14 protein-coding genes are annotated in these 13,673 nt (G+C 73.9%); 7 read left to right on the forward strand and 7 right to left on the reverse strand.

Features of this window, described 5'->3' with window-relative positions:
* Positions 1–326 precede the first annotated feature (326 nt).
* The 4 genes from ASG05_RS05085 to ASG05_RS05100 all read left to right on the forward strand — a co-directional run bounded on the left by ASG05_RS05085 (position 327) and on the right by ASG05_RS05100 (position 4,260).
* Positions 327–1,250 carry a CoA ester lyase gene (locus ASG05_RS05085; protein WP_082486373.1) on the forward strand — a complete coding sequence of 308 codons (924 nt, stop codon included), beginning with the start codon at positions 327–329 and terminating at the stop codon, positions 1,248–1,250.
* A gap of 165 nt (positions 1,251–1,415) precedes the next feature.
* A complete protein-coding gene (locus ASG05_RS05090; protein ID WP_056257969.1) occupies positions 1,416–2,078 on the forward strand; it encodes a PadR family transcriptional regulator in 663 nt (220 codons plus the stop codon).
* Positions 2,079–2,249: 171 nt separating this feature from the next.
* Positions 2,250–3,131, forward strand: a complete 882-nt coding sequence (locus ASG05_RS05095; protein WP_056257971.1) for a DNA/RNA non-specific endonuclease — start codon at positions 2,250–2,252, stop codon at positions 3,129–3,131.
* Between the two features lie 133 nt (positions 3,132–3,264).
* Entirely contained in the window at positions 3,265–4,260 is a 996-nt protein-coding gene (locus ASG05_RS05100; protein ID WP_056257973.1) for a hypothetical protein, read from the forward strand.
* A gap of 51 nt (positions 4,261–4,311) precedes the next feature.
* Here ASG05_RS05100 and ASG05_RS05105 read toward each other — a convergent pair whose 3' ends face one another.
* Positions 4,312–4,671: a hypothetical protein gene (locus ASG05_RS05105; RefSeq protein WP_056046678.1), complete on the reverse strand. Its 360-nt coding sequence runs from the start codon at positions 4,669–4,671 to the stop codon at positions 4,312–4,314.
* A gap of 221 nt (positions 4,672–4,892) precedes the next feature.
* Here ASG05_RS05105 and ASG05_RS05110 point away from each other — a divergent pair, with 221 nt between their 5' ends.
* On the forward strand, positions 4,893–5,630 hold the full coding sequence (locus ASG05_RS05110) for a trypsin-like serine protease (protein ID WP_056257974.1): 738 nt from the start codon (positions 4,893–4,895) through the stop codon (positions 5,628–5,630).
* A gap of 227 nt (positions 5,631–5,857) precedes the next feature.
* Here the strand turns inward: ASG05_RS05110 and ASG05_RS05115 are convergent, their stop codons facing one another.
* The 3 genes from ASG05_RS05115 to ASG05_RS05125 form a co-directional block, all read right to left on the reverse strand.
* A complete protein-coding gene (locus ASG05_RS05115; RefSeq protein WP_056257977.1) occupies positions 5,858–6,382 on the reverse strand; it encodes a GNAT family N-acetyltransferase in 525 nt (174 codons plus the stop codon).
* Positions 6,383–6,432: 50 nt separating this feature from the next.
* Positions 6,433–7,800 (reverse strand): M23 family metallopeptidase, encoded by a 1,368-nt coding sequence (locus ASG05_RS05120; RefSeq protein WP_235491389.1) that lies wholly within the window; start codon positions 7,798–7,800, stop codon positions 6,433–6,435.
* Between the two features lie 316 nt (positions 7,801–8,116).
* Complete coding sequence (locus tag ASG05_RS05125; protein ID WP_082486375.1) at positions 8,117–8,569, reverse strand: MarR family winged helix-turn-helix transcriptional regulator; 453 nt, start codon at positions 8,567–8,569, stop codon at positions 8,117–8,119.
* A gap of 109 nt (positions 8,570–8,678) precedes the next feature.
* On the opposite strand from ASG05_RS05125, the gene ASG05_RS05130 reads away from it, so the two are divergent.
* Both ASG05_RS05130 and ASG05_RS05135 read left to right on the forward strand, forming a co-directional pair.
* Positions 8,679–9,857: an ABC transporter permease gene (locus tag ASG05_RS05130; RefSeq protein ID WP_056257987.1), complete on the forward strand. Its 1,179-nt coding sequence runs from the start codon at positions 8,679–8,681 to the stop codon at positions 9,855–9,857.
* 118 nt (positions 9,858–9,975) lie between these two features.
* A complete protein-coding gene (locus ASG05_RS05135; protein WP_056257991.1) occupies positions 9,976–11,253 on the forward strand; it encodes an FAD-binding protein in 1,278 nt (425 codons plus the stop codon).
* 109 nt (positions 11,254–11,362) lie between these two features.
* Here ASG05_RS05135 and ASG05_RS05140 read toward each other — a convergent pair whose 3' ends face one another.
* From ASG05_RS05140 to ASG05_RS05150, 3 genes are all read right to left on the reverse strand, one after another.
* Positions 11,363–12,031 carry a histidine phosphatase family protein gene (locus tag ASG05_RS05140; protein WP_056257993.1) on the reverse strand — a complete coding sequence of 223 codons (669 nt, stop codon included), beginning with the start codon at positions 12,029–12,031 and terminating at the stop codon, positions 11,363–11,365.
* A 172-nt stretch (positions 12,032–12,203) separates the two neighbouring features.
* Entirely contained in the window at positions 12,204–12,923 is a 720-nt protein-coding gene (locus ASG05_RS05145) for a nucleoside/nucleotide kinase family protein (RefSeq protein ID WP_056257995.1), read from the reverse strand.
* A complete protein-coding gene (locus ASG05_RS05150; RefSeq protein WP_235491390.1) occupies positions 12,920–13,654 on the reverse strand; it encodes a DedA family protein in 735 nt (244 codons plus the stop codon). Before ASG05_RS05150 ends, ASG05_RS05145 begins: the two co-directional genes overlap by 4 nt.
* Positions 13,655–13,673: the final 19 nt, after the last annotated feature.

Here is a 13,673-nt window from a genome sequence, read left to right on the forward strand (position 1 = left end):
GGGCTGCTGGGTCGGCACCTGCGAACCGTAGGGCGCGTCGCCCTGGCCCGCCTGGTCCGCCTCGTCGGGGCGCCCGAAATCGTTCGAGTCGTCGTCGTGCTGGGGATCGCGTCCCTCGTGGTCGGGGCGGTCGCGCCGCGGATCGTTCGCGTCGGTCATGGCTCACTCCTGTCGGTGGGGTCGTTCCCTGGATCTGTGATCCTCCTGAACGTTACGCCCGAACGGCACCTCGGGCCGGGAGCACCCGCCCTGGCCGCGAGGACTCGCAGGCCCGGGCGAGCCGGTAGCGTGGACGGGACCGCCGAGCGACGAAGGACGACGACGTCATGACCGACACCAGCCAGACCCCCTCCGACCCGACCGCGACCGACGCCGGAGCGTCCGGGGCCGCCACGACCACGCGTCGGGCCTCCGGGGCCGGCCGCACGCGACCGAACCCCGACATCGCCCGGTCGTGGCTGCTCGTGCCCGGCACGGCGCCCGACCGGTTCGACTCGGCCCAGGCGTCGCGCGCCGACCAGATCGTGCTCGACATCGAGGACGCCGTCGACCCCGCCCGCAAGCCCGCCGCCCGCGACGACGTCGTCGCCTGGCTGACGGGTGGCGGCGAGGCGTGGGTGCGCATCAACGACCGGTCGACCGCCTTCTGGTCCGACGACGTCGACGCCCTGATGGGCCTGCCCGGGCTGCACGGCGTCATGCTCGCCAAGACCGAGGCGCCCGAGCACGTGACCGAGACCTTCGACCGCCTCGGAGGCGCGGTGCCGGTGCTCGCGCTGGTCGAGTCGGCCCTCGGCATCGAAGAGAGCCCCGCCATCGCCAAGGCCCGCGGAGCCTTCCGACTCGCCTTCGGCAGCGGCGACTACCGCCGCGACACCGGCACGAGCGCCGACGACCTGGCCATGGCCTACCCCCGCTCCCGCCTCGTCGTGGCCAGCCGCATCGGCGGCCTGCCCGGCCCGATCGACGGCCCCACGGTCGGCAGCAGCCACCCCGTGCTGCGCGAGCAGTCGTCGGTGGCCGTCGCCCTCGGCCTCACCGGCAAGCTCTGCCTCGACGTCGAGCAGCTGCCCGTGATCAACGAGGTCATCAGCCCGACGCCGTCCGACGTCGCCTGGGCGCAGGACTTCCTCGCCGACTTCGAGGGCCGGGGCCGCGTCATCCGCGACGGCAGCGACCTGCCCCGCCTGGGCCGCGCCCAGAAGATCGAGAAGCTCGCGTCGGCGTTCGGCGTGCAGCCCGCGAGCTGATCCGCCGGACGACCGCAGGAGGCGCACCCCACCCGGGGTGCGCCTCCTTCTTTTTTCTCGTTTTTCACGAAACGGTTGACAGGCGATAGTCAACGACATATCTTTGACACATCGCGACAGCACGTCGCGATCTCGACTTCTCCCCCGACCCGAAAGGAGTACCCCATGGGTACCGACTTCACCCCCGAGAACCACGGCGACCCCCGCCGTGCCCACCACGACTCCCCCGACTCCCGTCGCGAGCCCTTCGGCCGCGGCGAGGGTCACGGCCGCTTCGGCCGCCCGTTCGGCCGCGGCTTCCGTCCCGGCCCCGGCTTCGGCGGCTTCGGCCCCGGCGGCCCGGGCTTCGGCCCCGGCGGCTTCGGCCCGGGCCGCGGCGGACGCGGTCGAGCCCGTCGGGGCGACGTCCGACTGGCGATCCTCTCGCTGCTCGCCGACGCCCCCTCGAACGGCTACGGCCTGATCAAGGCGATCGCCGAGCGCACCGACGGCACGTGGAAGCCCAGCCCCGGCTCGGTCTACCCCACGCTGCAGCAGCTCGTCGACGAAGAGCTCATCTCGAGCGACGAGGCCGCGACGAAGAGCGTCTTCACGCTGACCGAGGCGGGCCGCGCGTACGTCGCCGAGCACGCCGACGAGATCGACAAGGCCTGGGCCGCCACGGCCGACGACGCCAGCGACACCGACCGCGAGTTCCAGACCAGCCTCATGAAGCTGATGGGCGTCGTCAAGCAGTTCCACCACGACGGCAGCGAGGCCCAGCGGGCCGCCGCCACCGCCAAGCTCGACGAGACCCGCCGCGCGCTCTACGCCATCCTGGCCGACTGAGGCCCGGCCGGCGTCGGCCGCTCGACGCGAGCACCCGAGGAGGCGCGGTGCGGGGACGACCCGCACCGCGCCTCCGTCGTGTCGTCACGTCGCCCCGGCGTCGCGCGGGCCGGATGTCGGAGGCCGTGGGCATGATGGCCCCACGAGCACGACGACCCGCCGGAGGCGCCCATGAGCACCGCAGACGACCCCACGACCGCGACCACCCCGGGCCTCGACCGCACGGGCTACGACCCGACCTTCCTGACGGTCGACGTGCCCCTGCCGGCCCTCCACACGACCGTGCGCGAGTTGCCGTACGTCCACTTCACCGTGCTGCTCGACCCGGCCCGGCGACTGGCCGCCCTGACGGCGGTCAACATCGACGGCGCGAGCCTGCTGGACCTCGGCCGCGGCGACGACTGGCACTACGACGAGCGCGTGCCCGACGACGAGCAGACCGGCCCCGACGTCTACGCCGCGAACGACCTCGACCGGGGCCACCTGGTCCGTCGACGCGACCCGGTCTGGGGCGACCGTCCCGTGGCTGCGGCCGCGAACGTCGACACCTTCAGCTTCACGAACGCCGCCCCGCAGGCCGCCGAGTTCAACCAGTCGAAAAAGCTCTGGCTCGGCCTCGAAGACCAGGTGCTGCAGTACGCCTCGACGCACCGGCAGCGCCTGACCGTCTTCACGGCACCGGTGCTGCTCGACGACGACGCGCCCTACCGCGGGGTCCGACTGCCGCGACGCTTCTTCAAGGTCGCGGCGTGGACGACGTCCGACGGCGGGTCGCTGCGCACGGCGGCCTACCTGCTCGACCAGTCGCCCGAGCTCGAGGGCGTCGACCTCGAGGCGGCGTTCGCCCGGGCGCACGAGCTGGGCGACCCGCCACCGCTCGGGCCGTACCGCACCTACCAGGTGCCCGTCCGCGACATCGCCGAGATGACCGGCTTCGACCTGGCGCAGCTCGCCGAGGCCGACACCCTGCAGCCGGTGCCGACCGTCGAGCCACCGGACGGCATCCGCGCCGGCTGGGTGCCGCTCACGTCGGTCGACCAGCTCTCGTTCTGAAGGCCGGGCCGGCGGGTGGGTCGTGCGTGCCGGGCTCCGGGGTGCCGGGCACGTGGGCGCGACACGGCGCAGCGGTCCGGGCGCGCGGCCCGTCCAGGCGGTTCGCATCGACTCGTGCCACCATTCTCGGGCCATGGCAGCGAACGACCCAGACCCCGTCGATCCCGTCGATCCCCGCGACGAGGCGTTCCCCGTCGCCGCGCGCGGCGAGCCGACACCGTCCGGCCCGGGGCCGCACCTGCCCGCCGAGATGCCGCGCAGCCTGACGATCCTGCGCGACGAGGACGCACCTCCCGTCCGTGCCGCGCCGTGGCGCGAGGTGCGGGTCACCTTCCTCGTCCCCGTCACCTCGACCGACGCCGCCACCGGCGTGCGGCACCTGCTCGACGAGCCCGAGCTGCACTTCTCGCCGGGCCTGCGTCGCGGCACGCTCGCGCTGATGCCCCGTCGCTCGGCCCTGCTGCGGGTCGTGCTCGAGTGGGAGTGGTCGGTCGAGGCCGCCTCGTTCGCTGTCAACTCGTTCGAGCGGGAGCCCTTCACGACGGACGAACTCGCTGCGCTCGAGGCCTGGCTCCGCGCCACGGCCCGACGCCTGCAACTCTTCGAGGGTGCCCTGGCGCGTGCCGTCGCCCGGGTCGACCACGACGTCGTCCGGGGCATCGACGCGAGTTCGCCCGAGTCGTCCCTTGCCGGTGCGGCGACGACGGCCCGGGCCACGGGTCCGGGTGCCGGCGGTGCCGGGTCGCCCGACCTGGCCACGGCGGGCCCGGCGGCCACGACGGTGCGCACGGCCACCCTCGGCACGAGGCTCGCCTCCCCCTCACCCAGCGCCGCCCATCCCGTGGTCGACGTCACCCTGCCGGACGCGAGCGACCCCGGCTGGGAGGTCTTCGTCGACGCGACCAGTGGCCAGACACTCGGGTACCGCCGTACCCTCGACGTCGACGGCAGCGCCTACGCCTTCAGCTACCTCGTGGCCGACGACGTCGACGACGTCACGCCCGACGACCTGGTCGACTGGCACGATCAGCACATCCAACGCCAGCTGCTGGTCGAGGACGCCCGCCAGGCGTACGTGCACGTCCTCGCCGGCCTCGAACCGCCGGTCTCGGTGCAGTACACGGTCTGACCGGGGCGGGCCCGGGGCGGGCACGCTGCCGGGCCGAGCCGCCCGGGCGGCTCAGGGAGCGACGTCGACGATGGCGACGAAGCGGGTGCCGACGCCGTCCACCTCGGCGCGCACGACGCCCGGCTCGGGCTCGGGCAACTCGTCGGCGCCGTGGTCGTCGCAGCTGAGGTAGGTGTACTCGGGCCACCACTTCTTCGGGCGGGCCGCCTCGTGGTAGCCGCAGACGACGCACTCGAGCTCGACCCAGACCGGCTTGCCCGTGCGGTTCGCGCGGGACTGCACGAGCCATGCCGGCGGGGTCCGCTCGATCGCGACCAGCTCGTCGACCGTCATCTTGGGCGGCAGTCCGTGGCGCTTCGCCATCTCGAGCGGGATGTCCAGCCGCAGGGCGGCGTCTCGTCGCGTGATCACCCGCACACGCTACCCGTCAGCCCGCATCCGATGCGAGCGAAGGCCCTGTTGCCACGCGCAACACCAGGCGTCAAGTCGGCCAGAGTGCCGACTTGCCCCCGAACGGGGGGCAGGCGGAGGCTCGACCCAGGCGGGACGTGCCCGATCCACCGGGTCGGGCGATCACCGGACCGCCGGGCCAGCACCACCCGACACGCACCACTCGAACCAAGGGGAACCACATGAAAAAGTTCGTCGCCGCCGCCCTGACCGCCGCGGCCCTCGCCGTCGGATCGCTCGGGGTCTCGACCTCGGCCCTCGCCGCCACGCCCGTCGACACCATCCGGTCGACGGACGTCGTCGGTGGCGAGAAGGCACCCACGACGCCGTGGGCCGTGCAGCTGGTCTTCCAGACCGGGGGCACCGCGAGCTACGCCTGCACCGGCGAGCAGATCACCGCCAGCTGGGTGCTGACCGCCCGACACTGCATCGACGGCGTGACCTCCATGCAGGTGTACCACTCGAACAGCACGACGAACCCGGGCACCGCGATCGCCGTCGACCGCGTCGCCGCCGCCCCCGCGGGCGACATCGCGCTCGTGCACCTGAGCCAGTCGAAGACCCTCGGCAGCTACCCATCGCTGAACCTCGGGTTCCAGGCGACCTCGTCGGGCAGCGGAACGATCATGGGCTACGGCCTGCGCGCGAACTCGGTGCAGTCGGACGGCCTGTACCAGGCGACGGTCGGCCTCACCGGCCGCAGCACCGACGCCTACGGCGGGGTCGCCCAGCACCTGAACGGCACCACCGGCGCGGCGAACCACGGTGACTCGGGTGGCCCCCTGATCGTGGGCGGCCAGATCGTGGCCGTCTGCTCGACCGGCGACGAGGCCGACCCCGGCGCGAACACGCGCGCGGGTTCGAACTACGCCGTGCTGTCGCAGAGCGCGAGCTGGATCCGCTCGACGGCCGGCCTCTAGTCCGAGGGCGGGCCGTCCGGCGACCACGGGCGGTCAGGTCGGCCCCGTGTCCACCGAGTCACCCGCGACACCTGCGCAGGAGGCGCGCCCCGACCACGCGGCCGGGGCGCGCCTCCCGCGTCGTGGCGACCCGCGCCTCCTCGGTGCGTCGGCCGCCGGCCGTCAGACGGGCGGCCCTCTGGCCGTCAGACGGGCCCACCGGCGATCGACCGTCTGGCGTCTGCCCCTCAGGCGACCGGCTTCTCGAAGCAGATCGACTGCGGGATGGTCGTGACGTAGGGCTCGTAGGTCGGGATGCGCGTGAAGCCGATCTTCTCGTACAGGGCGACGGCGTCGGGCTGACGGTCGCCGGTCTGCAGGATGAGCCGGCGGGCACCGCCCTCGCGCGCGATCGTCTCGAGCTCGGCCATCAGCAGTCGTCCGATGCCCCGCCCACGCTGGCCGTCGGCGACGATCACGCGCTTGACCTCCCACTCGCCGTCGCGGTCCTGCACGAGGGCGTGACCGACCGGGGTGCCGCCGTCCGCGCCGTCGTCGGCGACGACCAGCACGGTGCCCAGGACGTTCGAGGGGTGCACGGTGAGGGCGGCGTTCCGTGCCTCGACGACGGCGACGGGCTCGACCACGTCACGGTGGTAGCGGACGGTCATCTCGGCGTCCATGGCGTCGCGCAGGGCGACGGCCCGGGGGTCGTCGAAGGCGACGCGTTCGAGGTGGAGTGGGGACGGAGCGGTGGGAGCGGTGTTCGTCACCAGACGATTCTGCCCCTTCGCGGGCAGGCCGTGCGCCGAGGCGACCGGACCTAGAGGCGCACGCCTCGGGCGGCCATGAACGGCACCGGGTTCGTCGAGGCGCCGTTCACGCGCGTCTCGAAGTGCAGATGGCAGCCGGTCGAGTTGCCCGTCGAACCGACCAGCGCGATGAGCTGACCGGCCACCACGCTCTGACCGCGCGACACCTTGATGCCGCCGTTGACGATGTGGCCGTAGGCGGTCGAGACGCCGCCCCCGTGGCTGATCTGGACGTAGTTGCCGTAGCCACCCGTGAGGCCGGCGAACGTGACCGTGCCCGAGGTCGCGGCGTAGATCGGGCTGCCGCAGCCGGGGGCGAGGTCGATGCCGTCGTGCATGCGGTAGACGCCCGTCACGGGGTTGACGCGCATGCCGTAGCCGCTCGACATGTAGCCGGCGCTGGGACGCACCCAGCCCGAACCGGTCGAGGCACCCCCACCGGACGATCCGCCGCCGGTCGACGGGGCCGGACCGGGCGCCGGGGCACTCGGCCGGGCAGCGGCCGCGGCCGCGGCGGCAGCGGCAGCCGCCGCACGCTGCTGGCGCAGGGCCTCGGCCTGACGAGCGGCCTCGGCAGCCGCCGCGGCCTTGCGAGCCTCTTCGGCCTGACGCGCGACCTCGACGCCCGTGGCGTAGTCGGCCTCGGTCTGGAGGCTCTGGTCCTGCAGCACCGCGAGCTGGCCCTGGAGGCGCGACTCGTTCTCCTGCTGGGCGGCCACGGCGGTCGCGGCGGCGTCGGACGCGGCCTGCGCCTCGTCCATCGAGACCTGCGCGGCACCCTGCAGCTTCACGAGGGCGTCCGAGGCGACCTTTGCCTGGTCGGACAACGACTGCGCGACGTTGCGGTCGGTGACGGCCTGCTGGCGGATGCCGTCGGTCTGCTCGGTGAGCTTGCTCATCGCCCCGAGGCGGTAGAGCAGGTCGCCCGCCTTCTCGGTGTCGCCCACGAGCTGCGACGAGACGTCGCCGCCACCCGTGCGGGCAAGCTGGGCCGAGACCTGTCCGGCCCGCTGCTCGCTGGCGTCGGCGACGGCGCCCTTCTCGTCGGCCTGCGCCTGCAGCTCGGCGAGCTTGGCGGCCCCGGCGTCGGCGTCGGCCTGGGCCTTCTCGAACTCGAGGCCGAGACGCTCGGCCTCGGCCTGCGCGTCGGCGGCGTCGCTCGCGAGCTGGTCGAGCAGCCCCTGGATGCGGCTGACCTCGGCGGCCTTGGCCGACTCGTTCGAGCGGGCCGCCTGGACGTCCTCCCACGAGGGGTAGCTGACGGCCTGCGCGGGCGAGGCTCCGAGCACCGTGCCCAACACCACCAGCGAGAGGCTGAGCAGCACCGTCGCGGCGGCGGCGATGCCTCGGCGGCGGGGCAGGGTCACGGGCGAAGTCACGGAGGGGGCACCTATCTGTGGTCGGTCCCGGCCCGCAGGACGCGCCGGATCGACGGTCGACGGGGGTGGGGAACCCGATCAGCCTACGGGCGGAACGCGGAAGGGTAAACCCGCACCTCAAGGTTTCTCGTCATCGGCGCGTCCCCAGTCAGGGGTTCACATGCGGGCACACGACATGACGTGAGTCACACGAGTCACACGATCTGTACCCCGAATACGAGGAGGCGCGGCGGGGCGACCGACGCCGCTCACGACGACACGTGTCGCTTTCATCCCCCGCCGAGGGCCGGCCACCGGCTGCCCGGACCCGGCCTGCTCAGTCGACGAACGCCGAGTTCAACCGGTGCAGGGCGGCGGCGAGCGCGTCGACCTCGGCGGCCGTCCAGCCGGCGAGGCGGTCGGCCAGGGCCGATCGGTTCGCGTCGACAGAACGGGCGAGCAGCTCACGCCCACGGTCCGTCAGGGCGAGCGCCTGACCCCGGCGGGCTTCGCCGCCGGCCGTGCCTCCGGCCGCGGCGCCGGGTTCGACCAGCCCGAGTTCGACCAGCCCGCCGAGCTGGCGCGACACGGTCGAGCGGTTGAGGCCGAAGTCCGCCGCGATGTCGGTGGCGCGACAGCCGGGGTTCGCCGCGATGAAGGTGACGAGCGAGTGCTCGACGAAGGACAGCGGCGCGCTCTTGTGCCGGGCGCGGGCGACCGCCCGCCGCGACACCGTCTCGAGCTCGGAGTACACGGTGTCGATGCCCTGCTGCCCCCGCTGGTCCGTCACGAGCCCAGCCTAGCCAGGGGTGGGCGGGAACACCGGGGTGCTCGTAAGTGTTGCATAATGCAACTGCATGACCGACCGGGCAACGGGGCCCCCGACCACGAGGAGCACCGTGACGACCACCGACCTGACCCTGCACCGACCCGACGACCGGGCGCGACCGAGCGCCGAGGGGCACACCGACGACGAGACGCGACGTGACGACGGGGCGCGACCCGACCCGCGCCTCCACCGTGGGCACCTGCACGCGAGCCCGTCCACCGCGCGACGACCGCGCGTCGACGCCGCGGCCTGGCGCTCCCTGGCGTTGCACGTGCTGATCCCGCTCTTCCTCGCGACGGGCATGGCCCTGGCCTACCTCGGGGCCTTCGGCCAGCCGACCCCGCACCACGTGCCCGTCGCCGTGGTGGGCACCTCGGCGCAGAGCGAGGTCTTCGCCCAACAGCTCAACGACGCCGACCCCGACGCACTCGACGTCCGCACGGTGGCCGACGCGTCCGCCGCCCGCGCCCTCATCACCAGCCGCGAGATCTCGGGGGCGTTCGAGGTGGGTGCCACGGACGCCACCTTGTACGTCTCGTCCGCGGCCTCCGACACCACCGCGAGCGTGCTGCAGAAGGTCTTCGGCCCGGTGGCCTACCAGCTCGGCCTGCCTCTCAAGGTCGACGACGTCGTGCCGAGCGGGGACGGTGACCCGACGGGCCAGGGGCTGTTCTTCCTGCTCGTCGCCCTGAGCGTCGGCGCCTACGCGAGCGCCGCGGCCATCTCGGCGGCGAGCGCCCGGCTGGGTCTCGGCTCGCGCCTCCTCGCCGGCGTCGCGACGGCCGCCGTCATCGCGGCCGTCGGCACGATCGTCGTCGGTCCCGTCTACGGCATCGTCACGAGGGGGCTGTGGGCCCTGGCCCTCGTCAGCTGGCTGTACGTGACGGCGATCGTCGTGATCGGCATCGGCCTCCACCCGCTGCTGCGGCACTGGACGACGCCGGCGCTGACGATGCTCTTCGTGATGCTGAACTTCACCAGTTCGGGTGGCGTCTTCTCGTCGCAGCTCGTGCCGCCGTTCTTCGGTGCCCTCGGCGCCTTCTGGAACGGCTCGGCCTGGTTGCACGCGACCCAGTCGATCGTGTACTTCCCCGGGCAGGGCTGGGGTCGGGCCGGCCTGACGCTCGCCCTCTGGCTGGCCGTGGGGCTGGGCCTCGCCGGGCTCACGCACCTCTGGAGCGTCCGCCGCACCCGCCTGGCGAACGAGCGCGTCGCCGTCCGCGAGGACGAAGAAGGCATCGCGGCCTGACGCGACGCGGGCCGACCACCCGAGGAGGCGCGGCGAGCGGTGATCGCGCACCGCGCCTCCTCGGGCGGTGCCGCCGGCGGAGCCCGGCCCGGGCCGGAGCGCGTGCGAGACTCGTCGGGTGACGACGACGCACGAGACCCTCCGGCCGCCCCGACGCGACGAACGCAACTGGGCCGACAGCTTCAGCTACGGCGCGACCGGGGTCGTGACGCCGACGTCGGTCGACGAGCTGCGCGACCTCGTCGCCGGGGCTCCCCGCATCCGGGCGCTCGGCACGCGCCACTCGTTCAGCGACGTCGCCGACGGCCCCGGCCTGCTGGTCTCGACCACGGCCCTGCCCGCCGACCCGGTGGTCTCGGACGACGGCCGCAGCGTCACGGTGGGTGCGGGCACGAACTACGCCGCCGTCGCCCGGCACCTCGACCGGCACGGGCTCGCCCTGCTCAACATGGGGTCGCTGCCGCACATCTCGGTCGGCGGCGCGATCGCGACCGGCACGCACGGCTCGGGGCTCGGCCTCGGCAGCCTCGCGAGCGCCGTCTCGGCCCTCGAGATCGTCGGGGCCGACGGGTCGCTGCGCACCGTCCGCCGCGGGCAGCCGGGGTTCGACGGCAGCGTCGTGGCGCTCGGCGCCCTCGGCGTCGTCGTGCGGGTGACCCTCGACGTGCAGCCCGGGTTCCGCATGCGGCAGGACACCTACGTCGACCTGCCCTGGACCAGCGTCGACGACCACCTGCTCGACGTCTTCGGCGCGGGCTACAGCGTCAGCTTCTTCCACGAGTTCGACCACCGCATCCGCGAGGTGCTGGTGAAGTCACGCGTGCCCGACGGCCTCGCCGACGTCTCGATGCCCCGCAACCTCTGGGGTGCCCGTCCGGCCCCCGTCGACGAGCACGCCGAGGTCACCGGCACGAAGTCGACGCCGATGGACGGCAGCGTCGGCTCGTGGGCCGACCGGCTGCCCCACTTCCGCATCGACGCGACGCCGTCGGTGGGTTCCGAGCTGCAGAGCGAGCACTTCGTCGCCCTCGAGGACGGCGCGGCCGCCCTCCGCGCCGTGCAGCAGCTCGGAGACGCGCTGCGACCGCACCTGCACACCTGCGAGACCCGCACGGTCGCAGGTGACCCCCTCTGGCTGAGCCCGACGCCACGCGACAGCCTCGCCATCGCCTTCACCTGGAAGAAGCACCCCGCCGAGGTCGGCGCCCTGATCCCCCGCGTCGAGGAGGCGCTGGCCCCGTTCACCCCGCGGGCCCACTGGGGCAAGTTGTCGGCCCTGCCCCCGGCGGCGATCCGTGCCGCCTACCCCCGCCTGGACGACTTCGCCGCGCTCGTGCGCGAGGTCGACCCCGGCGGCAAGTTCTCCGGCCCGGCGCTCGAGCGCCTGCTCGGGTAGCCGGGCGCGCGATCACCCGGCCGCGGGCGAGCGGTCACCCAGCCGCGGGCGAGCGGTCACCCAGCCGCGGGCGCGCTCGGGACGCCCCCGAGCCGACCCCGAGCCGAGCTCAGTACGACTCGCCCGTCGGGTCGGGAGCGTCGAGGTCGAGCAGCTCGGTGCCGCCGACGGGCAGCCCCTGCCAGGTGCGCAGGCGCCAGCCGCGCTCGAGGGTGCCCTCGAGCGTCACGACCCCGGTGTTCTCGAGCAGGTGCTGACGGATGAACTCGTCGTCGGCGTTGACCGCCCGCGACCCGACCCAGGCGCGGATCGCGGCGCCGTGGCTGACGGCCGCGACCGTCTGGTGCCCGTCGCGCTCGCCCGCGGCGACCAGCTCGGCCAAGGCCGCGTCGTACCGCGCGAAGAACTCGTGCCCGTCTTCAGATCCGGGCACCCGGGCGTCGAGGTCGCCCGCCGCCCACGAGACGACGCGGCCGACGTAGGCCGTGACCGCCGCGGTGTCGCTGCGGCCCTCGAGGTCGCCCGCCCTCACCTCGCGCAGCCCGTCGAGCACCGTCGGGGTGAGCCCCCGGGCCTCGGCGAGGGGCGCGGCCGTGAGGTGGGTGCGGACGAGCGTGCTGACGGCGAGGGCGCCGATCGACTCGTCGGCGAGCGCGTCAGGCAGTGCCTCGGCCTGGCGCCGCCCGAGGTCGGTCAGCCCGACGCCGGGGGCGACGGTGCCGAGCTTGCCCTCGACGTTGTCGGGGGTCTGACCGTGGCGGATCAACAACAGGCGCATGATCGTCCACCCTACGGTGGGCCTCCGACACCGCCGGCCGGGGGCGGACCCGACCCGCACCTCCTCTGCTTGCATCCCGACCGGGACGAGGAGGCGCGGTGCCGACGGGCGGTCACGCGACGGGCGGTCAGGCGTCGAGCCGTCAGGCGTCGGGCGGTCAGGCGTCGGGCGGTCAGGCGTCGGGCCAGAGGCGGCCCGCGTCCACGACGGCGTCGGCACGGCCCCGGGTGGCGCGGACGAGCCGGGCGGCGGCCTCGTCCGGGCCGGCGGCCCAGGCCTCGGCCGCCTCGGGCGTCATGCCGAACCGGACGTGCCGGGCGACCAGCCACCGGCGTCGCAGCCCGGCCGGGGTGTCGACGAACCACACCTCGTCGAACTCAGACCGCACGGCGGGCCACGGCGCGAGCTCGGCCAGCAGGTAGTTGCCCTCGCTGACCACGACCTCGACGCGGGGGTCGACCTCGACGGCTCCGCCTATCGACTCCTCGACCCCGCGTACGTACTCGGGCGCCCAGACCGTCGACCGGCTCGTGCGCAGCCGGTGCAGCAACGCCAGGTAGCCCTCGGCGTCGAACGTGTCGATCGCCCCCTTGCGGTCGAGGCGGCCGAGCCGGGCGAGCGTCGCGCCCGCCAGGTGGAAGCCGTCCATCGGCACGACCACGGCGCGCACCCCGACGCGCGTGAGCCCGGCGACGACGGCCGCGGCGGCCGTGCTCTTGCCGCCGCCGGGCTCGCCGGCGACGCCGATCAGCGTGCGGACGGGCGTCGGGGCGGCCGTCGTCGGGGACGTGAGGTCGGCCGGGGTGCCGAGCCGCGCCTCCTGGGCCCTCGCGTGGACCGCGAGCGCTCGGGCGACGAGGTCGTCGACCGAGCCGAGCGGCGTCGCCGTCACTCGGGGCGGCCGGCCGAGCCGGGCAGGGTGCCCGGGTCGTCGCCGACGTCGGCGGTGCGCAGCTCGGTCAGGGCGGCCTCGCGACGCGACCGACGCCAGGCCAGCAGGGCGTGCAGGGCGATCGGGACGACCGACAGCACGACGAGCACGACGGCGAGCACGTCGATGTGGTCGCGGATGAACGGGATGCCGCCGAGCAGCGAGCCGAGGACCGTCATGCCCACGGCCCAGAGGAACGCACCGGTGACGTTGAACAGCAAGAACTTGGGGTACCGGTAGCCCGCCGTGCCGGCCGCGAGGGGCACGTAGGTGCGGACGATCGGCACGAAGCGGCCGAGGATCAGGCTCGTGCCGCCGTACTTGGCGAAGAACGCCTCGGCGCGTTCGAGGTAGGCGGTCTTCAAGATGCGGGCGTCGTCGGTGAACAGGCGGCGGCCGAAGCGGTGGCCGAGGAAGTAGCCGACCTGGTCGCCCAAGACCGCGGCGACGAAGGCGCAGAGCGCGATCACCCAGACCTGCAGACCCAGCGCCTCGTGCAGCACGCCCGCCGTGAAGAGCAGGGAGTCGCCCGGCAAGAAGGGGAACAGCACGCCCGACTCGACGAACACCATCAGCGAGATGCCGGCGAGCGCCCACGGTCCGAGGGCGGGCAGCAACTCGTCCGGGTTGAACAGGACGAACCCCCCGCCGGTGGAGGCGGGCAGGGCGGCGAGCAGGGTGTCGGCGATCACGAGGGACGACCCTAACGGG

The sequence above is a fragment of the Frigoribacterium sp. Leaf186 genome (genome assembly GCF_001423905.1).
In the GTDB taxonomy this organism is placed as follows: domain Bacteria; phylum Actinomycetota; class Actinomycetes; order Actinomycetales; family Microbacteriaceae; genus Frigoribacterium.